General features: G+C 34.5%; 25 protein-coding genes. 11 read left to right on the top strand and 14 right to left on the bottom strand.

Going from position 1 to position 23,690, the window contains the following annotated elements; genetic code table 11:
• Positions 1–371: 371 nt before the first annotated feature.
• Positions 372–722, top strand: a complete 351-nt coding sequence (locus tag BLT22_RS11350; protein WP_143020645.1) for a transposase — start codon at positions 372–374, stop codon at positions 720–722.
• Positions 723–977: 255 nt separating this feature from the next.
• On the opposite strand, the gene BLT22_RS11345 is transcribed toward BLT22_RS11350, so the two are convergent.
• The 11 genes from BLT22_RS11345 to BLT22_RS11295 form a co-directional block, all read right to left on the bottom strand.
• Entirely contained in the window at positions 978–2,060 is a 1,083-nt protein-coding gene (locus tag BLT22_RS11345; RefSeq protein WP_091763376.1) for an iron-containing alcohol dehydrogenase family protein, read from the bottom strand.
• Positions 2,061–2,103: 43 nt separating this feature from the next.
• Entirely contained in the window at positions 2,104–3,084 is a 981-nt protein-coding gene (locus tag BLT22_RS11340) for a bile acid:sodium symporter family protein (protein ID WP_091763375.1), read from the bottom strand.
• A gap of 522 nt (positions 3,085–3,606) precedes the next feature.
• A complete protein-coding gene (gene hisIE, locus BLT22_RS11335; RefSeq protein ID WP_091763373.1) occupies positions 3,607–4,248 on the bottom strand; it encodes a bifunctional phosphoribosyl-AMP cyclohydrolase/phosphoribosyl-ATP diphosphatase HisIE in 642 nt (213 codons plus the stop codon).
• Positions 4,241–5,005: an imidazole glycerol phosphate synthase subunit HisF gene (hisF, locus tag BLT22_RS11330; protein ID WP_091763371.1), complete on the bottom strand. Its 765-nt coding sequence runs from the start codon at positions 5,003–5,005 to the stop codon at positions 4,241–4,243. The genes hisIE and hisF overlap by 8 nt, the downstream gene beginning before the upstream one ends.
• Positions 5,006–5,710: a 1-(5-phosphoribosyl)-5-((5-phosphoribosylamino)methylideneamino)imidazole-4-carboxamide isomerase gene (gene hisA / locus BLT22_RS11325; protein WP_091763369.1), complete on the bottom strand. Its 705-nt coding sequence runs from the start codon at positions 5,708–5,710 to the stop codon at positions 5,006–5,008. It lies immediately after the preceding gene.
• Positions 5,703–6,284, bottom strand: a complete 582-nt coding sequence (hisH, locus tag BLT22_RS11320; protein ID WP_091763367.1) for an imidazole glycerol phosphate synthase subunit HisH — start codon at positions 6,282–6,284, stop codon at positions 5,703–5,705. Before hisH ends, hisA begins: the two co-directional genes overlap by 8 nt.
• A complete protein-coding gene (hisB, locus tag BLT22_RS11315; protein WP_091763365.1) occupies positions 6,281–6,862 on the bottom strand; it encodes an imidazoleglycerol-phosphate dehydratase HisB in 582 nt (193 codons plus the stop codon). The genes hisH and hisB overlap by 4 nt, the downstream gene beginning before the upstream one ends.
• Complete coding sequence (locus BLT22_RS11310) at positions 6,838–7,857, bottom strand: pyridoxal phosphate-dependent aminotransferase (RefSeq protein WP_091763363.1); 1,020 nt, start codon at positions 7,855–7,857, stop codon at positions 6,838–6,840. Before BLT22_RS11310 ends, hisB begins: the two co-directional genes overlap by 25 nt.
• Positions 7,854–9,107: a histidinol dehydrogenase gene (gene hisD, locus BLT22_RS11305; protein WP_091763361.1), complete on the bottom strand. Its 1,254-nt coding sequence runs from the start codon at positions 9,105–9,107 to the stop codon at positions 7,854–7,856. Before hisD ends, BLT22_RS11310 begins: the two co-directional genes overlap by 4 nt.
• 1 nt (position 9,108) lies before the next feature.
• Positions 9,109–9,711 carry an ATP phosphoribosyltransferase gene (gene hisG, locus BLT22_RS11300; protein WP_087057393.1) on the bottom strand — a complete coding sequence of 201 codons (603 nt, stop codon included), beginning with the start codon at positions 9,709–9,711 and terminating at the stop codon, positions 9,109–9,111.
• Positions 9,712–9,744: 33 nt separating this feature from the next.
• Positions 9,745–10,575 (bottom strand): ATP phosphoribosyltransferase regulatory subunit, encoded by an 831-nt coding sequence (locus tag BLT22_RS11295; protein ID WP_176935484.1) that lies wholly within the window; start codon positions 10,573–10,575, stop codon positions 9,745–9,747.
• 235 nt (positions 10,576–10,810) lie between these two features.
• Here BLT22_RS11295 and hisJ point away from each other — a divergent pair, with 235 nt between their 5' ends.
• The 3 genes from hisJ to BLT22_RS11280 all read left to right on the top strand — a co-directional run bounded on the left by hisJ (position 10,811) and on the right by BLT22_RS11280 (position 12,582).
• Positions 10,811–11,590 carry a histidinol-phosphatase HisJ gene (gene hisJ / locus BLT22_RS11290; protein WP_091763357.1) on the top strand — a complete coding sequence of 260 codons (780 nt, stop codon included), beginning with the start codon at positions 10,811–10,813 and terminating at the stop codon, positions 11,588–11,590.
• Positions 11,591–11,593: 3 nt separating this feature from the next.
• Positions 11,594–11,815 carry a YdbC family protein gene (locus BLT22_RS11285; RefSeq protein WP_091763354.1) on the top strand — a complete coding sequence of 74 codons (222 nt, stop codon included), beginning with the start codon at positions 11,594–11,596 and terminating at the stop codon, positions 11,813–11,815.
• A 170-nt stretch (positions 11,816–11,985) separates the two neighbouring features.
• Entirely contained in the window at positions 11,986–12,582 is a 597-nt protein-coding gene (locus BLT22_RS11280) for a nitroreductase family protein (protein ID WP_087057397.1), read from the top strand.
• A gap of 546 nt (positions 12,583–13,128) precedes the next feature.
• On the opposite strand, the gene BLT22_RS11275 is transcribed toward BLT22_RS11280, so the two are convergent.
• Complete coding sequence (locus tag BLT22_RS11275; protein ID WP_072694362.1) at positions 13,129–13,728, bottom strand: ribonuclease H1 domain-containing protein; 600 nt, start codon at positions 13,726–13,728, stop codon at positions 13,129–13,131.
• A gap of 466 nt (positions 13,729–14,194) precedes the next feature.
• Here BLT22_RS11275 and BLT22_RS11270 point away from each other — a divergent pair, with 466 nt between their 5' ends.
• Both BLT22_RS11270 and BLT22_RS11265 read left to right on the top strand, forming a co-directional pair.
• Positions 14,195–15,304 (top strand): 5-methyltetrahydropteroyltriglutamate--homocysteine S-methyltransferase, encoded by a 1,110-nt coding sequence (locus BLT22_RS11270; protein ID WP_091763350.1) that lies wholly within the window; start codon positions 14,195–14,197, stop codon positions 15,302–15,304.
• 52 nt (positions 15,305–15,356) lie between these two features.
• Positions 15,357–15,989 carry a copper homeostasis protein CutC gene (locus tag BLT22_RS11265; RefSeq protein ID WP_091763348.1) on the top strand — a complete coding sequence of 211 codons (633 nt, stop codon included), beginning with the start codon at positions 15,357–15,359 and terminating at the stop codon, positions 15,987–15,989.
• 70 nt (positions 15,990–16,059) lie between these two features.
• On the opposite strand, the gene BLT22_RS11260 is transcribed toward BLT22_RS11265, so the two are convergent.
• Positions 16,060–16,626: a hypothetical protein gene (locus tag BLT22_RS11260; RefSeq protein ID WP_091763346.1), complete on the bottom strand. Its 567-nt coding sequence runs from the start codon at positions 16,624–16,626 to the stop codon at positions 16,060–16,062.
• A 155-nt stretch (positions 16,627–16,781) separates the two neighbouring features.
• On the opposite strand from BLT22_RS11260, the gene cls reads away from it, so the two are divergent.
• The 5 genes from cls to BLT22_RS11235 all read left to right on the top strand — a co-directional run bounded on the left by cls (position 16,782) and on the right by BLT22_RS11235 (position 22,135).
• The gene (gene cls, locus BLT22_RS11255; RefSeq protein ID WP_176935482.1) at positions 16,782–18,323 is read left to right on the top strand and encodes a cardiolipin synthase; all 1,542 of its coding nucleotides are present in this window, start codon (positions 16,782–16,784) and stop codon (positions 18,321–18,323) included.
• Between the two features lie 234 nt (positions 18,324–18,557).
• Entirely contained in the window at positions 18,558–19,937 is a 1,380-nt protein-coding gene (locus tag BLT22_RS11250; protein ID WP_091763342.1) for a bifunctional metallophosphatase/5'-nucleotidase, read from the top strand.
• A 22-nt stretch (positions 19,938–19,959) separates the two neighbouring features.
• Entirely contained in the window at positions 19,960–20,676 is a 717-nt protein-coding gene (locus BLT22_RS11245; RefSeq protein ID WP_091763340.1) for a YutD family protein, read from the top strand.
• Between the two features lie 45 nt (positions 20,677–20,721).
• Positions 20,722–21,507 carry a TIGR01457 family HAD-type hydrolase gene (locus BLT22_RS11240; RefSeq protein ID WP_370684761.1) on the top strand — a complete coding sequence of 262 codons (786 nt, stop codon included), beginning with the start codon at positions 20,722–20,724 and terminating at the stop codon, positions 21,505–21,507.
• Positions 21,500–22,135, top strand: a complete 636-nt coding sequence (locus BLT22_RS11235) for a TIGR01906 family membrane protein (protein ID WP_236048943.1) — start codon at positions 21,500–21,502, stop codon at positions 22,133–22,135. Before BLT22_RS11240 ends, BLT22_RS11235 begins: the two co-directional genes overlap by 8 nt.
• Positions 22,136–22,498: 363 nt before the next feature.
• Here BLT22_RS11235 and BLT22_RS11230 read toward each other — a convergent pair whose 3' ends face one another.
• Positions 22,499–23,578 carry an IS30 family transposase gene (locus BLT22_RS11230; protein ID WP_091762406.1) on the bottom strand — a complete coding sequence of 360 codons (1,080 nt, stop codon included), beginning with the start codon at positions 23,576–23,578 and terminating at the stop codon, positions 22,499–22,501.
• Positions 23,579–23,690 lie beyond the last annotated feature (112 nt).

Here is a 23,690-nt window from a genome sequence, read left to right as displayed (position 1 = left end):
TTATCTGGTAACTGAATGGAGAACTCTTATTGAGTTGATTGATATGCTGCTTTTATCTGGGAACTGAATGGAGAACTCTTATTGAGTTGATTGATATGCTGTTCTTATCTGGTCAAGTTCATATAACTGTGTAAAAACAAAGAGCCTGGGACAAAAGTCCTAACAAAATAATAAGATCCGCTGAAAATCTACTTGAGATTTCAGGGGATCTTATTTGTTTATGCAAGCAAAAGGAGCACGGCTTATCATCCGAAATTTTTACTCAAAGCACGACTGTTTGCCTATTCAGAAGGGATCTTTTCCGGTCGAAAAAATGATGCAAGAAAATCTAGCGATGCAATGGTTAACAGGTCAAACGTTAGTGTCTTACCGTGCACTCAACCGATTCAGGGTATCCGAAAAAAACTAAAGACCTTTCACAAGATCTGTATTGTACTTTTTCTCTTCGGTTAAAAGAAGAACAATTGATTCAAGGCAAAGCATTATTTATAGATGATACAAGGTTTGAAGCAGATGCTAGTAAACATACCTTTGTTTGGAAAAAATCTGTGGATCTATTGTACTCGAATTTAAAAGAAAAAGAAATTCAATACTATGAAGAAGAGATCGCTCCACTCATCAACCAAGCGATTGAAAGAGATCAAAATCGGGCGTTTACTAAAGAAGAAGGCACTCAATTTTATAGTAAACGTAAATTTTATGTAGAACCAACTTTCGGATAGGTGAAGGCCAATTTGAGGTTCAATCGATTTTCAGTTCGTGAAAAATCGAATGTAGAAAATAAAACGAATCTGATCTTCATGGCCAATAATCTACGAAAATATAATAAAAGAAAGAAGAAATAGAATCATTAAAGTAAGAAGAAACCCTGAGAGAATTGTAAAAATGTACCGACCCCCAAGAATACAATTCTTTCAGGGTTTCTCTATATTTAAAGACGTTCAGAGACTTTTGTCCCAGCCTCTTGGGCGGTTTGCTTAGTATGTTTTTTCTAGAGTCATTGTTTCAAGATACTGCATGGCGTTGTAGATATCATGTTTTGTAATGTCAGCGATGACTAGATTGAAAGTTTCTTTATCGTCTGCCGCAAAAGCAGCGATTCTTTTCATAGCTGCATCTAAATTTTCCGTGATTCCAAAACTTTTAAGCGTATGTGGGAAACCATTTTTCTTATAATACGGCAGAAGGCGATCAACTTCGTTAAACTTTCCATCGGCGATTAGTTGCACTAGAACCCCATAAGCTACTTTAACTCCGTGTTCGTAGGATCGGGTTTCCGGCACTAACGACATCCCATTATGAACGGCATGACCACCGGCCATTCGACCGTATTCACCGGCGAATCCACCAACTGTACCAGCGATAGCCACGACTGCTTCTGCTACACGCTGGAAGGCAGGTGTCACTTCCTGTCTATCCATACTAATCAGAGCTTCTTCACTGTCCTGTAATAGAATCTCTTGGATCACTTTAGCTGTATGAAGTCCTACTGAAACCATGGCTGGTAAGGTTCCAGTTACCTTTTCTGTGATTCCCTCTGCTTCATACCATTTAGCTAAAGAATCTCCGATTCCACCAGCAAAGTACTTTTTGGGTGATTCGATCAGCAAAGAAAGATCCATTAAGCACAGAGAAGCTGATCGAGTATAGTAATCGACACTTCTAAATGTTCCATCAGGATGGTACGTTGCAGAAATAGGGGTATAAGCAGCGCAGGTTCCTAAAATAGTAGGAATCATGACATATTCAATCGCTAATAAATCTGCCGTTCCTTTGGCAGTATCTAAAACTTTTCCACCACCAATCCCAACGATACAGTCAACTTCTGAGCATTGATCTGCTAGCCGTTTCATATCTACCACTGAAGCGGTATGGTCATATCTTAGAACGGGATAATCATGATGACCCGGGTAATGTTTAAGAAAAGCTTCATATGATTTTTCTCCAGTAATCACAACTGGATTTGAAAAACGTGTCAGTTTTTCATCAAAGTATTTCAATGCACCTTCTTGACTAATGTATTGATCTGGTCCACTTCTAACAGTCTGACTAAGTTTCATGACGATTTCCTACTTTCTGAGTTTTGTTTGATTATTACTTGATTTAGGCTTTTACATTGGTAGAAACCGGGGTGATACTATTTATAAGTTCTAATTTCTTTTTGTCTTTCCTGCGACATAAGTTAGCGTAAATTGTGCCAAATAAGGTATGCACGATTGTACCGGCAGCTGCCGCTAAAGCTGTTGCTGGAGTGAAATGAGCTAATCCCAAGTTCGCTGCTAAACCAGTATTTTGAAGACCAATCTCAACAGCGACCGTTCGAGTTGTCGGAATGTCACGCTTTAATACCTTGCAAGCGAGATAACTAATTCCATACCCGCTCAAGTTATGCAGCCAGACGACTAAAAAAATTATCAACCCAGTACTTAACAAATTCTCTTGATTCACTGAAACAGTACCAGCAAGAACAAGTAAGACAGCCAGCGAAGAAAAAGATGGTAATATTTTTTCAGCTTTTTTAGTTTGTTTCCCAAAGAAGTAACTAAGGGTAAGGCCTAATAGAACAGGAAGTAAGACGACTTGGATGATTGAAAAGAACATTGTCCAGAAATCAATATTCAAATAAGCTCCTCCATATAAAGACAATATAACGGGCGTTAATATAGGAGACAGTAGGGTAGAAACTGAAGTTGCGCTGATTGATAAGGGTAGGTTCCCATTTGCCAAGTAAGCCATGACATTTGAAGAGGTTCCACCAGGTACAGAACCGACTAGTAATAATCCTAAAGCAATTTCTGAAGAAAGATTGAATAGACTTGAAAGTGCTAAAGCAGAGAGCGGCATGAATAAGTATTGACCAAACACCACCAGAAATACTTGCCAAGGTTTTTTCATCACTTCACTAAAATCTGAGGGCTTCATTGTCATACCCATAGTGAACATAATAAACTGAAGAGTATAAGTAGTAATTCCAGCAGCCCATGTGAATACATTGGGTACTAATAAAGCAGCTGCAGCCGTCAAAATGACGATCCATGATAAGTATTGAGTAAATAATTCATTAAGTCTTTTTAAATAGTGCATATTAGTCATCCCCTAAAATGTAAATTTTGAATGTTACGGATTTGTTGAAGCATACTCCTCCTTTATAATTCTCTCTAAAAACCTGGTTAAAAAGAAAAGACCTCCCATTCTTTATTAAAGAATGGGAGGTCTTAGTCCCATTCACACAACCATGAATAGGACTAAACAGCTGTAAAATTTCATACAGTGTTAAGCCCTGAGCGTAATAATAATGACTAAGTTAAGTTGTGATTTCATGAGATTTACCTCTTTCGTTTTCAGATTATTTATTTGTTTTTATTAGTTAATCATTAGAATACAGGGGTCGGACTAGAATTGCAACCGTCTTTATTAAAATAGAGCAGTCTTTTTGTGATTAGTAATATAGTTAATAAATAATGAAATCGTAAGCGATCTCTATGTAGGTAAACTTTATAAAATAAAGTAAATAATATAATTTATTTAATAAAAAACCCAGCAATGTGTATCTAGGTACACATTGCTGGGTTTAAAACATAAGCTAATACAAAAGTAATTATAAGATTACCATTCTTGAACGTCTTTTCTTTCTCCTTTGAAATTGTTCTGTTTCTTGTGGCGATTAGCCAGCACAGATTCTACTTCTGATACTGAGACACCAGAGTGATGTAAAAGAACACCTAAGTGATACAGGACATCTGCCGCTTCATTAGCAACTTCTTTTTTATCCTTATTCTTTGCACCAATTACGACTTCAAATGCTTCTTCACCGAACTTCTTGGCGATTTTATCTATACCTTTTGATAATAAATAATTCGTATAGGAGTCGTTATCGGAAGAGGCAGCACGGTTTTGAATAGTCGCTTCTATATCTTTTAAGGGGAATGAAGAATCTAAATTAAAGCAGCTGTCTGTTCCAGTATGGCAAGTTGGACCTGCAGGATCTACCATTACCAATAACGCATCTTGGTCACAATCCAGATACATATCTTTTACATACTGTACATTGCCGCTGGATTCTCCTTTTTTCCATAATCTTTCTTTAGATCTAGAGTAAAACCAGGCAACTTCTTCCTGTTTTGTTAATTCAAATGCTTCTTCATTCATATAACCAACCATACGAATTTCTTTATTCGTATAATGTTGTAAAATGACTGTAAGCAATCCTTTAGAAAAATCTGGTTTTAGTTTATCGTATTTAGACACTTCTCATTGGCACTCCTTTTTGTATACAGAGATCTTTAACTTCTTGAATAGATACATCTTCATCATGGAAAATAGAAGCAGCTAGACCAGCTGAAACATTCGTTTCAATGAATAAATCAGAGAAATGATCAGCAGAACCAGCTCCACCCGATGCTATTACAGGAATAGTTGCCATCCCTTGGATAAGGCTCAATAGTTTATGATCAAATCCTTGCTGCATTCCGTCATAATCCATGCTTGTAACGAGTAATTCACCGGCTCCAAGAGCTTCTACTCTCTTAACCCAATCTAATGTACGGATATCAGTGGCTTGTTTTCCACCATGAGTATAACAGAACCAGTCTTGTTTCTCTTCATCCCATTTAGCATCTATTGCAATACAAATGCATTGAGAACCGAATTTTTCACTTGCTTCACTAATTAAATCAGGATTTCTCAAGGCAGCTGAATTTAAACTTACTTTGTCAGCACCAGCTCCAAGCAAGGCAGATATATCTGATACAGATTGAATACCGCCGCCTATAGTCATCGGAATAAATAATTCTTTAGCTGTCTGCCTGATTACATCTAACATCAAAGCATGACCAGTCTCGGTTGCTGAAATATCTAGGAAAACTAATTCATCCGCACCTAAAGCATTATAACGTTTTGCAAGATCAACTGGATTTCCTATTTCTCTTAGTCCTTTAAATTGAATCCCTTTGACGACTACGCCATCCATAACATCTAAACAGGGAATAATACGTTTTTTGATCATTTACTTGATTCCCTCCCAAAAGTCAGTCGTATTTGCAGCTTTTCCAACTATAGCAGCATTCACACCAGCTTTTTCTAATTCTTTCATATCTTCTAAACTTCTGATACCGCCGGAAGCTGTGATTGGGTGAGGAGAGAGATGAACTAATTTAGCTGTCAATTCAACATTAGGTCCAGCCATTTTACCGTCTTTTGAAATATCTGTATAAATAATGCCGCCTAATTTGAAGGAAGCTGTCTCTTCAGCCACATCGTAAATCGTACGTTCTGCAGTTTCTGTCCAGCCATTTACTGCAACTTGATCTTTAACTGCATCCAGTCCTAAATAAATTTTATTCGGATATAAGTCGGTCATTTTCTTTAACCAGGGTAAGTCTTGTAATCCACGAGTTCCAACAATTACATAGGAAGCACCGTTTGATAGATAATAGTTAATCGTTTCTTCAGAACGAATGCCGCCACCGATTTCAATAGGGACCTGGCTTGTCTGAATTAGATTTGTAATAAATTCTTGTTCTGCAGGCTTTTGATGAAGTGCACCCATCAGATCTACAATATGAATACGAGTGACTTGTTCAAACTGATTATAGTATGCAATCGCTTCTTCAGCAGTTCGATTCATAATTTCTTTTGACTCGTATTTTCCTTCAGTTAATCGTACGCTTTGCTGATCAATCAAATCGATTGCTGGCCATAGTTCAATCATGCGTAAACCCACCTTTGAGTGCTTGATCTAGTATCTGTAGCCCTTTTGTGCCACTTTTTTCTGGATGAAATTGAATACCCACGATTGACTCTTTCTGAACGATAGCGACTACATCTTCATCGTATTCAGCTGTTGCTACGACATTTTGATCAGTGTGTACTTTAAATGAATGAATGAAATACACATCATCATCCAAAGAAGGGATAGTAGAATTTAATTTGTTCCAGCCTAAGTGAGGAACAGCTACGTTTCCAGTTATTTTTTTAACAGTTCCAGGAAGATAACCAAGACCCCTAACATTTCCTTCTTCGCTGTGCTCAAAAAGCAGCTGCATTCCTAAACAGATTCCAATAAAAGGTTTTGTATCCTTAAGTTTTTCTAGAACAGGAAGTAAATTTAATTCTTCTATTTTATTCATTGCGTCTTTATAGTGACCAACACCTGGTAAGATAATCTTGTCTGCTTTTTCAAGTTCATCTTGTTTATTAGTGATATTTACTTCATAGCCTAAATATTCAAGAGCATTTGTTAGATTCGCAATATTACCTAATCCATAATCTACAATAGCGATCATTCTTGAATGACTCCTTTCGAAGATGGAATTCTATCGATATTAGAATCACTCAAAGCTATTCTTAAACTCTGAGCAAAAGCCTTGAATAAAGCTTCAATTTCGTGATGCGTATTTCCACCGCGGATCAAGTCTAAATGTGCAGTAATTCTAGAGTTGATTGCAACTGCATAGAAAAATTCTTTTACTAGTTCCACATCGAACGTACCAACTTTCTGAGCAGTGAAAGCTGCTTCGAAGTGTAAATAAGGGCGACCGCTGAAATCTACCACTGAACGGGCCAAAGTTTCATCCATCGGGACATACGCTGTTCCGTATCGTTGAATTTTAGCTTTGTCTAGATTGAGTTCAGCAATTGCTTGACCAAGTAAAATCCCAACATCTTCTGTAGTGTGGTGATCATCAACATCTGTATCTCCATCCACTTGAATATCAAAAACGAAATGACCATGGAAAGCCAATAGATCTAGCATATGGTTAAAAAAACCAACGCCAGTGTCGATCGTTGAAGGAGTTAATCCACGTTCAACGGACATGCGAATAGAAGTTTCTTTCGTTATGCGTTCTTTCTTGATGACCATTTTTCATCTCTCCATTTTTGAATAATTTTTCTAATCTCTTCCAACTGATCTTCGGTGGCGATAGAATACCGAACGGCTTTTTTTAGAGCTGGAGATTTTTCTTCAGGGTACATTCTAGGCAAAAATCCATTCTCGACAATATAGTTTCCTAGATCGAGTGCATCGTCTCCATAAGTAAATAAGAAATTTGTATGGCTTTCAAGCATAGGAATGATATCCCCGACCTCTTCTTTAAAAACACTACGTAACTGTTTTGAGAGCGTTCTGTTTAATTCAATAAATTCTTCTAGACGTTCTGGTTGATTCAGCAGAATTACAGCTACATTTAACGAAAAAGTATTTAAAGGATAGGGGTGAGCAATTGAATCTAATAGATCCATAGTTTTACGTGTGGATGTAGCTACTCCAATCCGCAAACCAGCTAATCCATATACTTTTGAAAGAGTACGCAAGCGAATAATATGATCACCTTCCGGATAATCAATGGGCTCTTCAATAAATTCTCCATAGGCTTCATCTAAAATAAAATAACCATTTACTTCTTTCATCAATTCAGCGGCTTTAATAATAAATTCTGAAGGGTGTAAAGTTCCAAATGGATTATTCGGTTGTGAAAAGATGAAAACAGAAGGACGGAGCATTTTTATAAGTTTGTACACTTCTTCGTAATCAAAAGTAAAGTCATCATTGGCAGGTAATTTTACAATTTCACGATCGAACTGCTTTGCATAAACATCATACATTACAAAATCGGGATCAAATGTTAACACTGGCCCTTTGCCTAAAACAATTATCGCTTTTTGGATCCATTCATCTGAACCATTTGCAAAAGACACCAGTTCAGGATCTAACTGATTAAAAGCTGCATAACTGTTCTGTAAATCTTGGTATTCGTTTTCTGCATATTGGTTGAATTGAGTATCTACAGCTATCTTTGCGATTTCTGCTTCTGTTAGTGCTCTATAAGGGCTCTCATTTTTATCAATCCTAATCATTGTTTATCCTCCTCCAGTCGATAATAAAGGGAATCATGGTGAGCTTTTAATGCTTCTTCTTTTGCTAAACGAATCCCAGAAGGGGCCATTGTATTGAATGTTTTACGTGTTAAATTGATTACAGAATTGGTACGTAAAAAATCATTTACAGATAAGCCATTTGAAAAGCGGGCATTTCCTCCTGTTGGGAGAACGTGGCTTGGTCCTGCTACATAATCGCCGATAGCTTCTGGAGAATAGGGTCCAATAAACAAAGCTCCACCAGTAGTAATCAGATCTACATAAGATTCTGCATCTGTTGTTTGAATTGAAATATGCTCTCCAGCAATCAAATTAACAACTTCAACCGTTTCTTGTTTTGAAGCAGTAAGGACTGAATAGTGATGATTTTTTAAACTTTCTGAAATAATAGTAGTTCTAGGTTGTGAAGTCATTTTATTACTGACTTCTGTTAAAATTTCATTTAATTTAGATTCGTCTTCGCTAATGAGAAAAGTCCTAGCCTGTATATCATGTTCTGCTTGCGCTAGCAAATCATACGCTACCCAATCAGCTCTAGTAGATTTATCCACAACAACAATGATTTCACTCGGACCAGCGATAGAATCGATGCCAACGTCTCCATAGACTAGTTTTTTAGCTAAAGCAACGTACTGGTTTCCTGGTCCAACGATTTTATCGACTTTAGGTATTGTCTCAGTTCCGTATGCTAAGGCAGCAATGGCTTGAGCTCCCCCTACTTGATATACATGATCAGCATCTACAATATAGCAAGCAGCCAAGATGGCCTCTTGAATTCCATTCTTCTGGGGAGGTGTCACAATTACCGTTTCTTTTACACCTGCCACATTAGCCAGAACGGTTGTCATTAATACAGTGGAAACAAGTGGAGCTGTTCCACCTGGGACGTAAATTCCGACACGATTGAGAGGATGAATTTTTTGGTATAATTCTGAAGCATCACTTTGTGTCCACATAATAGACTTTTGATAGCTTTCAATGTTTTCTTTAGCTGCTTCAAGTGATTCTCTTAAATCATCATCAATTGCTTCATAAGCTCTTTTTAAGTCATTTTTTGATATTTTTAACGAAGTTAATTCAACGGAGTCAAATTTCTTAGAATAATCAAATAACGCCTGATCTCCCAGTTCTTGAACTGTTTTAATAATTGACTGAACACTTTCTAGAAGTGTCCAATCAATATCATTTTTAGTTGCATAAATATCTTTAAATGTTTTAGTTGTATACATGTCAGTCCATCCTTAATTGATTAATAATCGTTTGAATTTCATCATTTTTAGCAAAATAAGCATGTTTATTGGAGATCAAACGAGCATTGATTTCATCTAATTTAACTTGTTCACTTAATCCGTTTTCTTTTAAAGTTGTTCCAGTTTGTACAATATCCATAATAGCATCTGCCATATCAATTGTTGCTGCGAGTTCTACAGAACCTTTCAACTGAATGATCTTGACAGGTTGTTTGACTGAATCAAAATAGTTTTGTGTGAAATTTATATATTTAGTTGCTACTACGGGATAAGTTTCTTGGTTTTTTTTGGCTGCAATTGCAAAGTGACAATAGCCAAAAGGTAAATCTATCAAGTTATTAATTTGACGATTTTGTTCAAAAAGAACATCACTTCCCGTGATGCCTAAGTCAGCTACGCCTTCTTCTACATAAACTGGGACATCTTCTCCTTTTACTAATAGAAATCGAATAGAATCTGTTTCGATTACAAGTTCTCTAGAGATAGACTTTAGTGCAGCACTCCAATTTGTTAGGTCTTTTTTATCTAAATATTGAATAAAATCTTTTAATTGTCTTCCTTTAGATAGAGCCATTGTGATCATAAAAGATATTCCTCCGTCAGTTATCTTAATTTTTTAAATATTCAATCCAATTCCAAAGGCGTTAGTAGGACTAGAGTACTGTCCACCTGAAGCAATAGGTTCTACTTTATCTTCTGAATATAATTGGATCGAAATACCTTTATAGTATGTTTGAGAGGGTAGAGCCAGCATATCTCCATAGACATAAGAGACATTTTCTTCTATTAAAATACTTTCCCAAAGATTCATTTCTTCAATATGGCGTTTCAAATGAGGCATATGTTCTTTTACATAATTTGCTTGCTCCGCTGCAGGGTGAGACATCAATTCAATAACAGGGTGCTTTTCTCCAATTTTAATGGCTAAAGCATCACGATTACGTTCTTTTATAAATTTGCGTGTTAATTCATCAGCTAATTCTTTTTCAGAAAGTAAAGTTTTCAAAAGGGTATTATGACTGATAACTGCTACTGACAACGTTATAGATAAATGTTCTTTTATATAATGGACCATTTGTTTTAATATTTTAGTTTGTTTATCAATGTCGCTTGTATAAGTTTCTAAGCCATATTGATGTTTTTCACTGTTTAAAGTATATACGGGACCCGAGTAAGCTATCTTCTCTGCGTCTAATTGATACTTTTTTCTGTACCTTACAATTGCATTTGTCCAATCACTTCTTAATGCAAACAAAAAACCTTCGTGCTGCCACTTATGACGTTCGTTCATTAGTCCAAGATCATCTTCAGATAATTTTGTCCAATCAAATTGTTCAATTGCAGATAAGTCTATCAAGTCATAGCCTAATCCATGGAAATGATGGAGGAAGTCCAATTCTTGATGCTTTTGATGGAGTATGGATTTGCTCAGGCTAGTTGAATTCATGATATAGCTTCCTCTTTTCATAATAGTTTAATATTTTTTATCAGCAAAACTTGTTATTAGTAAGTTTTACTAATAACAAAAATAGTAACATAAACTAGGGTTTATATGAATAGATTCAATGAAATTTATCATTTATACTACAATAAGTGAAATAATTAAGTGAGAATTAAATTAGTCATAACTGAAATAATAAGATAATATATAAAGTATAGAGGAAATTGAAAGTAGGTATAATATGAAAATCGATAACCATGTTCATACACATTATTGTCCCCATGGTTCGAACGAAAAAATGGAGAAATATGTAAAAAAAGCTATAGAACTAGGGATAAATAAAATTACATTTACCGAGCATGCTCCATTGCCGATTCTAGATACTGTGCCCGATAAAGATAGCGCAATGAATGAAAAAGATGTGTATGAGTACCTGAAAGAAGCAAAGGGATTAAAAGCAAAATATCGTCATAAAATTGAAATTAATGCAGGATTTGAAATAGATTATATTGAAGGGTATGAGCAGGAGACAAGACTATTTCTAGAAAAGTACCCTGAAACAATCGAAAATTCTATATTAAGTGTGCACTTTTTGAAATTGCCAGATGAAACATACTTTTGCATTGATTATAGTAAAGAGAGTTTTATCCAAAAAGGTGAAGAAATAGGGTACCATATGCTGTATTCAATCTATGAAAAAACAGTGTTAAAAGCCTTATCGAATCCTTATGGACCTATAACTCCTAAGAAAATTGGACATATTAATTTGATCCATAAATTTGAAAAATCATATCAGTATAAAGATATGATTGACTGGGTAAAGTTATTGAAATTAGCAAAAAAAAATGGCTATATACTGGATTATAATTTTGCGGGAATCGATAAAGAGTTCTATGGTAAGACCTATCCTAATCAAATGATTCTAGATAAAGCTAAAAATTTGAATCTGAAATTAGAAACAGGATCAGATGCACATAAGCCAGAAGAAGTAGGAAGATATTTTATCGAAAGAGAGGATTAAGTAATGGCTGGAATCGAATATGAAATTATGGAAGAAATTGGTGTGATTAGTGAAAGTAAAAGTGGGTGGAAAAAAGAATTGAATATAGTAAGTTGGAATGGTAAAGAGCCCAAATTTGATATAAGAGATTGGAGTCCAGATCATTCTAAGATGGGAAAAGGTATGACTTTTTCTGCAAATGATTTATCTTCTTTAAAAGAATTACTGAAGAAAATGGATTTATAGTAGCTGTTTTTCAGCCTTAATAAAGACAGCTTTTGTATAAGTTAAGTATGTAAGAATCATACGATATTAATTATTACGAATTTGAAGTTTATTGTTGAAATAATTTTTATAAGCGTTATAATGAGAATAGTTACGAAAAGTAAGGTTAATATGGAAGGGAAGATTTAGATATGCAATTTGTTGATGAGTTAAAAAAACGTCGTTCTATTTATGCATTAGGAAGCGATGTTTCAGTTTCAGAAGAAGAATTAGTTAGTTTAATTAAAGAAGTAGTGAAAGAATCACCAACTTCATTTAATTCTCAAACATCAAGAGTGGTTATTTTGTTCAACGATGAACACAAAAAACTATGGAATTTTACTGAAGAGTTACTTAAACCATTAACTCCAGAAGAAGCTTTTCCAAACACTCAAGCTAAATTACAAAGTTTTGCTAATGGTAAAGGAACAATCCTTTTCTTTGAAGATCAAGATGTAGTGAAAAATCTTCAAGAACAGTTTGCGTTATATGCTGACAACTTCCCTATCTGGTCTGACCAAGCTAGTGGAATTGCTCAAGTAAATGTTTGGACTGCACTGGCGCAACTAAACATTGGTGCTAACTTACAACATTATAATCCAGTAATCGATGAGAGAGTTGCACAAGAATGGGGAACTCCTTCAAACTGGAAACTTAGAGGGCAATTGGTATTTGGTTCACCAGAAGCTCCAGCGGGCGATAAAGAATATATGAATGACGAAGATCGTTTCAAAGTATTCGGTAAGTAATTAAATAATAACTAGAGCACTTCCTCATTTTAGAGGAGGTGTTTTTATTTCGGTATAGGAGCATAAGAAATCGCATATCGAGACTGCGACCAAGCTAGATAGAATGTAAAATCCCGTCAAATCTAGGAAACTCAATCTTTGATATGACGGTTTTTTTGATGTTATACACTTCAAATTATTGCTCAATAGAGACATTTGTCCTAGATTCTTTTTATATGAACGATAACTGGATCCTAATAATTAATTTAATATACAAAATCAGAATTCTAATAAGGGAATGGATAGGTATGATTGCCTATATGACTTTGAAGGTTATTTAGAATGCTGACTACTTAAATTAATGGGCAGAAGAGTGAACGAAAGATGCTTAGGAGGAATACGCATTATTTCAATTTTAATTCCATACTATCCATACAGTGACTTGGTCTGGTGGATGTACTGAATACCTACCTAAGGCAGATTTTACTTAACCAATAATTAAATAACTGACTTCCAATGATCAACAGTATCTAATAGATAAGCATTAAAACAGTGGAAATTTTATTTTTATCGAACTTTTAAAGCATCCTTTGCAAGCTGATCAGCCAATTCATTGAATTCTACTCCAGAATGAGCTTTCACTTTCTTAAATTCTACCTCAATATTTTGAGATAATTGTTTGAAATAAGCAACATAATCTTTTGATACAGCCTTGTTCGTACGCCACTTTTCGGTAGCCCACATTTCAATACCCAAGTAATCATAATGAATGACAACTTTTTTATATCCATTATTTTTAGCCCATTTAACTGCATTAAGGCTCCCGAAACATTCTCCTGCAATTTGAAAGCTTTCTACATATTTAGGATCATTATCTGCATTGTTTAATGTGGCAAGTACAGTATTGTTTTTCAACATTACTACTCCATAGCTGTAACGATTATTCAACTTATCAAATGAGCCATCTACATAAGCGGTTACAGTGTCTTCATCAGAAACCTCTATAGCCTGTTTGGAAGGAGATAGGTAGTTTTCTGCTTCATTTTTTGATGAGAATGATTTAAATTCTGCTCCTGAAAAACCAGAAACTTGTTGCTGAGCTTCTGCCCAGGAAGTATAAATACCTGGGTTTTTACCTTTTTTGATTGCATAATATTTTTTAGCCATACTTACCTCCGATTGATTGTGCACTTATTACTTTATGGAACTATAAAGTAAATGTCAATATACTTAATATGGATATAATTTAAAAGCCATTAGAATATATTGACAAAGAACTTATGATTAAGTACATTAGAGATATCTTATAATGAGGCATTACTTTAAGAGAGAATCCATAGAGTTTAAGATTTTGAAAGCTTTTTTTTAAAAAGTAATAAAAGAACATTGGAAATGATGTTCGGGTAGAAAATTTTACTCAAAACTGAATTAAAGAGTTACTAGTATAGTGATTCGGTATGAAGAACAGCTTTCTATAAAAAATCAATAAAGCACATGAGCTTAATGAATGAATCAGTGAAATAATAATATTGTATTAATGGTGCATCTGTTAAATCCTTGGATGAAAGATTTATTCTTATCCAAGGATTTTCTATTATAGCACAAGCATAAGTTAATTGAGAGGATGTTTCAAATGACAAAAGTTATACAGACGGCCCCATATAGAGTAGACCACGTAGGAAGTCTTTTAAGACCTGAAATATTGAAATCATCAAGAAGTGCTTTTGAAAAGGGAGAGATTTCAAAGTCTCAGTTGAAAAATATTGAAGATCAAGAAATTAAAAGAATTATAGAAAAACAAAAAGAAATTGGATTAAAAGCGATTACTGATGGAGAATTCCGACGGGGATGGTGGCACCTTGATTTTATGTGGGGAATCAATGGGATGGAAAAGTATCGAAAAGAGCATGGATATAAATTTGCAGGAGATATAGAGAGTGAGCCATTGGATGTTCGTACTATAGATAAAATTAGTTGGAATAAAAATCATGAGTTCTTAGATCATTTTAAATTCCTGCAAAATTTTGTGGGAGAAGATGCTGTATCGAAATTTTCGATTCCTAGTCCAAACCAGTTCTTACATGAAGGAATTAGAAGGAATGAACACTATCCAACCATAGAGTTATTCTGTAAGGATTTAAGAAAAGTCTATAACGAAGCAATACAAGATTTTTATGATTTAGGTTGTCGCTATCTTCAAATTGATGATGTGTTTTGGGGTTTTCTAGCTGCGGACGGAATTAAGGATGAACTCATTCCAGAAGAAGAATGGGAACTGTTAAAAAAAATGGCTAAAGAAAATATCCAAGATATAATCTATAATAAACCAGAAGACTTAACGTTAACAACTCATGTTTGTAGAGGGAATTATCGTTCTTCCTATGCAGCAGCGGGACCGTATTATCCAGTCGCAAAAGAATTATTTGAAGAAATTTCATATGATGGGTACTTTTTAGAATATGATGATGATCGTTCTGGAGACTTTGGTCCTCTAAAATATTTTACGGGGAAAGGTAAAATTGTTTTGGGATTAATGACTTCGAAATTTCCAGATTTAGAGGATGTTGAAGTGCTTAAAGCCCGTATAAACGAAGCCGCAAAGTATGTACCGAAGAGTCAGATTTGCATCAGCCCGCAATGTGGCTTTGCTTCTACTGAAGAAGGAAACATTTTAACTGAAGAAGAACAATGGAAAAAACTGGCTCATTTAGTTGATCATGTAAATACACTATTTGCTGATTAGAAAAAGATGACAGGATAAAATTCAACAAATTAGATAAATAGGGGAATTTAGAATGTTAAAAGAATTTTGTGCTGAAAACTTCACAGATATTCCAAAAGCGATTCAAGCCGGTGCAGATAGGATAGAGTTATGTGATAATCTTGCTGTAGGAGGAACAACGCCTTCCTTTGGTGTAATGAAGCATACTTTAGAATATTGTAGCAAGCATTCTATCCCTGTGATGACAATGATTCGTCCTAGGGGAGGCAACTTTAACTACACGTTGGCTGAAATAGAAATAATGAAGCAGGATATTAAGATGGCTAAAGAGGTTAAAACAGATGGGGTTGTATTTGGATGTTTAACATATGAAAACCGTATTAATCGTGAACAGATTAAGGCGTTACTCCCTCTTTGTAAGGGATGTGAAGTGACTTTTCATATGGCATTTGATCAAATTCCTATAGAATACCAATTAGAGGAACTTGAATGGCTAATATCACAAAATATTACCCGTATATTAACTCACGGAGGCATAAATGGATCTCTTCAAGATAATGGTGAAAAAATAAATAAACTGATTGAACATGCTACAGGAAGAATCGAGATTTTGCCTGGCGGAGGTGTTACGTATAAAAATCTGCCGCAAGTGGCCAAAATCATTGCAGCTAATCAGTTTCATGGGACTAAAATTATTGAATTTTAAAATTAAAGAGCCGGATCATCTTTTGACAATCTAAAAGATGATCCGGCTCTTTAGTTTAATAAATAATAAATTAAGAATTTACGCTAATGTAAGTGCGATTACGTTCTTTGAGGATTTTATAGATAAATTGACCAACCGTTAAAAAGAAAAGTATTGAAAAGGGAATAAAAAACAATAGTGATTCTCTAACGATGTTGATAGAAGCTACATGCCAATAAGTAAAAGCTACTCCGGCAGTTAGAAATCCATTTAAGGATAGAGAACCAAGGGAGGTTTTAGAGATTTTATTGAGTACTTTAACACCTATTGCTAACCCTATAGAAATAAGAGCCGTGTATCCTAACATATTAGTAATTGCAAACAATCCAATAGAGGTTAGTAACTGAATTTCTGTATAAATGTGAATTCCTGCTAAACCTAAACCAGATAAAATTAGAAATTTTGAAGATAGAGTAGAATGTTTTTTTGCTGAAAATGCAAGCAATGCTAAGCCAATATAAACAATGGTACCAGCAATCATTGAACTACTTCGTTCAGGGTATTGAGGTACTATAGAGAAGAATAGCCCCACTAATAATAAAACGATGGATATACCAAGAAGTCCACTAAACAGAAAATTATGAGTTGATTTATTCATATTCATTATTCTCCTTTCATTTTCTAATATTCTTTATGTTAATAATTTATCACAGAGTTTTAGCGAGTACGAATGATTTGCTTAAAATCATTCGTGACAATAGATAGTAAAACAGGCATACTTATAGGAGAATCTGATACAAAGGAATGATAGATATGATACATAAATGGATGCTTCAGATTTTTAGGCGTCGAGTCTTACTAGCAATACTTATATTGATACAATTTGGGATTTTTGCAGTTTTGATCAATCAGTCAATTACTTATTCCATTTTTTTGAAGACTTTATTTACTTTTCTTTCCATTGCAATTGCATTGCATGTAGTTTGGAAGAAAGGAAAGGAAGCCTATAAAATTACTTGGATATTACAAGTATTGATTTTCCCGGTTTATGGGGCCTTGTTTTATCTAATGTTTAATCGACAAACTAAAACAAAAAAATTACAAAAAAAATTAGAAGATGTATATAATTTTCACCAGTCACATTTATACAATGAACAATCTGTATTTTTAGAAGCCAATAAGTGCTATCCAGAATATGGAGCTCAGATGTACTATCTTCAAGAAACAATGGGGTTTCCGGTATATAATCAGACGGAAGTTAACTATTATCCAATCGGAGAAGAATACTATCAGGCAATGCTTGAAGAACTAGTCAAAGCAGAGCACTATATATTTTTTGAATTTTTTATTGTCTCCGAAGGAAAGATGTGGACAGAAATTCAGGGAATTCTAATAGAAAAAGCCGCTTTAGGGTTGGATGTTAGAGTAATGTACGATGATATAGGTAGTTTTGTAACCATTCCTAAAGATACAAAGAAACAGTTGGTTGAAAATGGGATTGACTGTCGTATTTACAATCCTTTTCATCCAGTGCTGACTTCCTCACAAAACAATCGAGATCACAGAAAAGTGCTATCGATCGATGGAAAAGTAGCTTTCACAGGGGGGATCAACATTGCAGATGAATATATCAATGAAATTGAACGATTTGGACATTGGAAAGATACAGGGATTAAAATGAAAGGTCCGGCAGCTTGGAGGCAAACATTGATTTTCTTGGAACTATGGCAGACTATGGACGAAATCCTATTAGAGAGTGAAATGAATCTTCTTGTCCCAAATTTTAAAGTTACCAGCCAACCAAAAGAAATTGGATATGTTCAACCGTTCGCAGATAGTCCTACTGATACACAAAACGTGGGAGAACAAGTCTTTGTTAAAATGATTTATGAAGCTAGAAAATCGATATTGATAAATACACCTTATTTAATTCTGGATGAAAATTTAGAAACAGCTCTTGTACTAGCAGCTCAAAGTGGAATAAGTGTGAAAATAATATTGCCTAAGATCTGGGATAAATATCTAGTTCATATGACAAGTCGTTCTTATTATAAAGATTTAATTAACGCAGGCGTAGAGGTTTATGAATATACTAATGGGTTTATGCATGCAAAATCGATCATAGTTGATGAAGCAGTTGCCGTGATCGGAACTATTAATTTTGATTATAGAAGCCTTTATCTACACTTTGAAAATGCTGTGGTCCTATATGGCGTTCCAGCAATTAAAGATATGATAGAAGATTTTGATCAAACTATATTAGAAAGTGAGAAAATTAAGATTGAAGACCTCTCTCAGTCACTTATCGTAACATTCTCTAAAAGGATTCTAAGGTTGTTCGCTCCGCTAATGTAAATTATAAAAATAGATTTATTTAAAATGATAAATATACCAAAAGCAGCTGCTTGTAAAACTCTATAGACTATAAAAAGCATAATAAGAAATTAGGAAAAGTAATAATAAAGTTTATGTTTAAAAGAAGAATTGCATACTGTACTATGATAGAGTAATGTTAAGATAAATGATATATTATAATAAGAAATATCTAGTAAATACATGGTTCAAAGCAAACAAGCGGAGGGTTATGGTTTGGAAAAAATTTCGATATACCATACAAATGATATACATTCACATTTGATGAACTGGCCACGAACTGCAAAGTTTTTACGAGATGTGCGTTCTTTTCATGAAAATCAAAAAGAAGAAGTATTGATTTTCGATATTGGAGATGCCTGTGATAGAGTTCATCCGCTCACAGAAGCAACTAATGGTCAAGCCATTATCAGGCTTTTGAACGATGCTCATTATGATGCTGTTACAATTGGAAATAATGAAGGAATTGGTAGTACTAAATATCAGTTAAATCAACTCTATAATGATTCCGATTTTAAAATCATATTGTCCAATTTAACCGATAAAGATACAAATGCATTACCAAATTGGGCTGTGCCTATTAAAATATATAAAACGAGCTCTGGATCAAAACTAGGCATATTTGCTTGTACAATTCCATTAACTGTAAGTTATGATCCTTTGGGCTGGAATGTAGATGACCCTTTTAAGACAATCGAAAGAATTTTAGAACAATATGAGGGGATCGTAGATAACTGGATATTACTCAGCCATCTAGGAATTGACTATGATAGAAAAATAGCAGAAAAATTCCCTGAACTAAATGTTATAATAGGAGCACATACTCACCATTTGTTGCCTGAAGGAGAATACGTAAATAGCTCACTTTTAGCTGGGGCAGGAAAATTTGGAGAATATATTGGACAGATCAACATAGAAATTGAAAATCAAAAAATTGTAAAGGCTTCTGCAGAAGTGATCGATATAGAAAAAGCAATAAAGCCTGTTAAAGATGAAAATATACTTGTACACCAGTATACACAGCTAGGACATGAGCTATTACAAGAACAAAAAATTGCAGATATTCCCGATACACTTGAAGCAGATTGGAAACAGTGTACAAATTTTGTGAATATCGGACTTGACGCATTATGCAATTATGCAGAAACAGATGCTGCAATTTTAAATTCGGGTTTATTCCTTCAACCGATTATAGAAGGCAGTGTGACAAATGATGATCTCCATAGAGCCTTGCCTCATCCTATGCGCGTGTTAAAATATACAGTAACTGGCAAGCAGTTAAAGGAATTAATCTACTCTATGGAAACTCAAAGAGCCAGATTAGAACCATTACCCATAAAAGGATTAGGGTTTAGAGGTAAAATATTTGGTAAAATTTGTTACAAGGGTATTCAAGTAACTGAAAACCAAGAAATCCAATTTAACGGAAAATCGATTAGAGAAGAAGCTGACTACACAATTGCTTCAGTAGATCATTATTTATTTGTTCCTTTTTTCCCAATAATTGGGGAGAAATCTGATTATCAAGTTCTGTTTCCACACTTCTTAAGGGTGGTCATAGGAAATTATCTGCAAAAACAATATCCGATAAAATAGAAAGACAAGAAGAAGGGGTCTTATGAGCGACACGTTAAAAGAAGAAAATAAAGAAGTACAAAATAAATCTGATATTACCCAAGACATAATAGATCTAGATATTTCAGAAGAAAATAAGTTAGTCAAAAAATTAGATCATGATACACTTTCCTTGAATGGTGCTGCTTACAAAATTGTTGAGGATTATAGAGAAGCAATCGATCTGGAAATGATAGAAGCAAGATACAGTGATTTCCTGGAAAAATATGACTATATTGTTGGAGATATTTCATACGATAAGCTTAGATTGAGAGGATTTTATTACTCAAAAAACAAAAAAGTACCGATCGACATGAGAATTTCTAGTTTAAAAGACTATTTGACTGAATATTGCAGCTTTGGATGTGCTTATTTTGTATTGGAACGATTAGAACCGAAGAGGAAACATACTGGTTCTTCTAAACGTAAGAGCAAACCAAACCAGAACAAAAAGAATACACAAAATAAAAAGCAGAAAAACTTACGTAAATTTGATCAAGCAAAAAAACGAGAAGAAAAGACTAAGCCAGAAAATAAAAATCAAGATAAAAAAATAGATAATATTGGAAATAAGAAATCTTTTACAAAAAAAGGTAAAATATCCGAGGAGTATGCAGATAAGCAGCCAGCTTCCGAGTCTAAGGACAACAAAGTGAAAACTGTTAAAAATCAAAAAGGCGAAACAAAATTTAAAATACGCCAAAAAAATAAACCAGAATGAATAAAAATAAAAGAAACCAATGAGATAGGTTAGGAAGGCTAGTGTATGGTAGATAAAATGAAAGATTATAAAGGTTATTTGATTGATTTAGATGGAACTATGTATAAGGGGAGTGAACCGATATCAGAAGCCCCTGGGTTTATTAATCAGCTAAGAAAAGCAAAGAAACCATTTTTATTTGTTACAAATAACTCTACAAGTAGCCCTAAAGAAGTTTCAAAAAAGTTGAATGAGCAATTTAAGGTTGAAGCTTATGAAAGTGAAGTCTATACGAGTTCTCTAGCAACCGCAGATTACCTTAAGTCATTAGGTGGTAAGACGGTCTATGTTGTAGGTGAAAAAGGATTGATAGAAGCAGTCTTAAATGCTGGATTTAAAATAGATGAAGAAAACCCTGATCATGTAGTAGTAGGATTGGATCGAGCACTCACTTATGAAAAATGCGAAAAAGCAACCTTAGCTATTCAAAAAGGGGCAAATTTTATAGCAACGAATAAAGATACAAATTTACCAACAGAACGCGGAATGGTCCCTGGAGCAGGATCCGTAGTGGCTTTAATAGAAAAAGCAACTAGAATAGCTCCAACTTTTGTAGGAAAACCTGAAGCTATTATAATGGATGAAGCTATAAAGCGAATTGGATTCAAAAAAGATGAAGTTTTGATGGTAGGCGATAACTACGAGACAGACATTCTAGCTGGAATCAATAATGAAGTGGATACCTTGCTTGTCTATACTGGGTTTACAAAAGAAGAAGATATGAGAACGGTTATTAAACAACCAACCTATGCCATTCAAACACTGGCTGACTGGAAATTGAATGATGATTAAAGTGAAAGATACTCTAGGGATTATCAGCATGATTATATTTGTTATAACACTTTCGATCGCTGTTACGATTTGGTTTATACCATTGTATCAAATTACAATACAAACACAGAACATTCCTGAATCTTTAGGGTTAACATATGATAAGTTAATGGATAATTATTATGCACTCTTACAGTATTTACATTTTCCATGGATACAGGAGCTAAACCTTCCAGACTTTATAAGCTCAGAAAATGGCTTACTGCATTTTTACGAAGTAAAGTTACTATTTTATCTTAACTATAGTGTGCTGCTGATTGCATTCGTTTCTACGTTTTTTTATTTGAAATTTGTAAAAAGAACAGGGAGAATATGGGTGTTGATCAAGCCATTTTTCTTTGCTTCTTTGATACCACCAGTATTATTGTTTTTTTTAGCAGTTAATTTTGATAGTATGTTTGTGTCTTTTCATCAGATCTTTTTTAATAATGATGCGTGGATATTCAATCCAGCAACAGACCCGATTATTAATGCATTACCACAGGATTTTTTCATGTATTGTTTTATTTTGTTCTTTATATTAATTGAAACTTCTTTTATACTCGGGTATCAGATTAGTAAAAGAAAGGCATTTAAAACGAGTAAATAAAAAAGTTGACTATATTAAGATGATAAAATCTCCAACCTATCTTTTATAAAAGATAGGTTGGAGATTTTGTGCTTGAAAAAGTGAATTATAAGAGAGGTTATGTATAACTTTAGGGTAATGAAGCTATTTTAACTGAAAAAATGATCAATAAATCTCAACGAGCTATAGAAATAGGATTATAATTGCTCTTAAATATTCTTTCTGTTGTTAATCATTTTATATTTAAAACTTTAAATATAAAAATATCTGTAAATTTCAAGTATAAGTTAGCCACTTAGTTTAAAATATATTATCGGTTAATTTTCTGTTGTTTAATCGGTTATTAGAAGATGTCACTCGTCATTTGTTCAGCACTAACGAAACTTAGGTCATTTGGGACAAAGAGCGTAGAGCGTTGGCAAAACAGACATGAGGTGTTTGATAGCCGAGTATCTTCCGTGGATAGTCATTCATCCATTGTTGTATTCTCAAGCATTGGGTTTCACTAAACTGACTGATGGCTTTCCCTTTTGGAATAAATCGACGAATAAATTTATGTTGGTTCTCGCTCGTTCCTCTTTCCCATGAAGCGTAAGGATGGCTGAAGTAGACATCCAGCGTTTCTTGAAGCGCCTCATGAAGACCGGCGAATTCAGATCCATTATCAGAAGTAATGGTTTTGAATATTGTAGAGAATCTATCACCCGCTCGTTGTCTTAACTGACTAATGGCTTGATCAACAGATTCTTTATCTTTCCCCGTGAGTTTAAGGATGATTTCAAAGCGTGTTTGGCGTTCAACTAATGTGAGTAATACAGAATCCGTCTTTCCTTTATTACCAACCACAGTATCAATTTCCCAGTGACCAAAGGTCTGTCGATCATTGATTTCAGCAGGTCTTTGTTCAATGGATTGACCTAAAATACGCTTGTTTTTTCTGCTTCTGTAAGAAGAATCTTTTGGCTTGCGTGATAGTTTTTCAAGCAAATCCATATTCGTGGTTCTCATGATCCCTTTGTCAATCCATCCATAAAGAGTGGTTGTACAGGGAATGATAGACGGATCAAATAAGTCGTGTGTCCTAGCAAATCCAACAACCACATCTGGAGACCATTTTTCCAGTAACAGTTTATCATCTGCCCACTCAATAAATGCATCTGTATCAGCCCATTTTGGCCGACGACCACAGTTCAATCGAAGTCGATCGTAAGCTGCTTGTCCGGCATCAGGATCGTAGTAGGTCGTATAGTAATCATACACTTTGCCGGATTGCTTTTGACGGTTAAGTTGAGTGATTGTCCCACGATGTATTTCACTATGAATGGTTTGCGGGACACGTCCCAATGCATGCGCAATCTGACGATTAGAGTAATTTTGGTTCTTTAAAATGGCAATTTGAGCCCGTTCTGAATGAGATAAGTGTTTTCCCGTACGTGCTAATGTGTTATGGTTAGAATGCGTCATGTGAATTCATCCTGTCTATTGAGAGTTAGTGGTATAACTTCAATATAACATGAAATTCACATGGCGTTTTTTTTAGTTAGTCTTGGTGGCTAACTTCATTATAAAATCCAGC

The organism is Marinilactibacillus psychrotolerans (assembly GCF_900101525.1).
Taxonomy (GTDB): domain Bacteria; phylum Bacillota; class Bacilli; order Lactobacillales; family Carnobacteriaceae_A; genus Marinilactibacillus; species Marinilactibacillus psychrotolerans.
This window is presented reverse-complemented; position numbering and strand designations above follow the sequence as displayed.

Bases quoted from the DNA above. Each gene is read 5' to 3' on its own strand.
- BLT22_RS11345 (WP_091763376.1), bottom strand. From the start codon at position 2,060: ATGAAACTTAGTCAGACTGTTAGAAGTGGACCAGATCAATACATTAGT.
- BLT22_RS11340 (WP_091763375.1), bottom strand. From the start codon at position 3,084: ATGCACTATTTAAAAAGACTTAATGAATTATTTACTCAATACTTATCA.
- hisF (WP_091763371.1), bottom strand. From the start codon at position 5,005: ATGATCAAAAAACGTATTATTCCCTGTTTAGATGTTATGGATGGCGTA.
- hisA (WP_091763369.1), bottom strand. From the start codon at position 5,710: ATGATTGAACTATGGCCAGCAATCGATTTGATTGATCAGCAAAGCGTA.
- hisH (WP_091763367.1), bottom strand. From the start codon at position 6,284: ATGATCGCTATTGTAGATTATGGATTAGGTAATATTGCGAATCTAACA.
- hisB (WP_091763365.1), bottom strand. From the start codon at position 6,862: ATGGTCATCAAGAAAGAACGCATAACGAAAGAAACTTCTATTCGCATG.
- BLT22_RS11310 (WP_091763363.1), bottom strand. From the start codon at position 7,857: ATGATTAGGATTGATAAAAATGAGAGCCCTTATAGAGCACTAACAGAA.
- hisD (WP_091763361.1), bottom strand. From the start codon at position 9,107: ATGTATACAACTAAAACATTTAAAGATATTTATGCAACTAAAAATGAT.
- hisG (WP_087057393.1), bottom strand. From the start codon at position 9,711: ATGATCACAATGGCTCTATCTAAAGGAAGACAATTAAAAGATTTTATT.
- BLT22_RS11295 (WP_176935484.1), bottom strand. From the start codon at position 10,575: ATGAATTCAACTAGCCTGAGCAAATCCATACTCCATCAAAAGCATCAA.
- hisJ (WP_091763357.1), top strand. From the start codon at position 10,811: ATGAAAATCGATAACCATGTTCATACACATTATTGTCCCCATGGTTCG.
- BLT22_RS11285 (WP_091763354.1), top strand. From the start codon at position 11,594: ATGGCTGGAATCGAATATGAAATTATGGAAGAAATTGGTGTGATTAGT.
- BLT22_RS11280 (WP_087057397.1), top strand. From the start codon at position 11,986: ATGCAATTTGTTGATGAGTTAAAAAAACGTCGTTCTATTTATGCATTA.
- BLT22_RS11275 (WP_072694362.1), bottom strand. From the start codon at position 13,728: ATGGCTAAAAAATATTATGCAATCAAAAAAGGTAAAAACCCAGGTATT.
- BLT22_RS11270 (WP_091763350.1), top strand. From the start codon at position 14,195: ATGACAAAAGTTATACAGACGGCCCCATATAGAGTAGACCACGTAGGA.
- BLT22_RS11265 (WP_091763348.1), top strand. From the start codon at position 15,357: ATGTTAAAAGAATTTTGTGCTGAAAACTTCACAGATATTCCAAAAGCG.
- BLT22_RS11260 (WP_091763346.1), bottom strand. From the start codon at position 16,626: ATGAATAAATCAACTCATAATTTTCTGTTTAGTGGACTTCTTGGTATA.
- cls (WP_176935482.1), top strand. From the start codon at position 16,782: ATGATACATAAATGGATGCTTCAGATTTTTAGGCGTCGAGTCTTACTA.
- BLT22_RS11245 (WP_091763340.1), top strand. From the start codon at position 19,960: ATGAGCGACACGTTAAAAGAAGAAAATAAAGAAGTACAAAATAAATCT.
- BLT22_RS11240 (WP_370684761.1), top strand. From the start codon at position 20,722: ATGGTAGATAAAATGAAAGATTATAAAGGTTATTTGATTGATTTAGAT.
- BLT22_RS11235 (WP_236048943.1), top strand. From the start codon at position 21,500: ATGATTAAAGTGAAAGATACTCTAGGGATTATCAGCATGATTATATTT.
- BLT22_RS11230 (WP_091762406.1), bottom strand. From the start codon at position 23,578: ATGACGCATTCTAACCATAACACATTAGCACGTACGGGAAAACACTTA.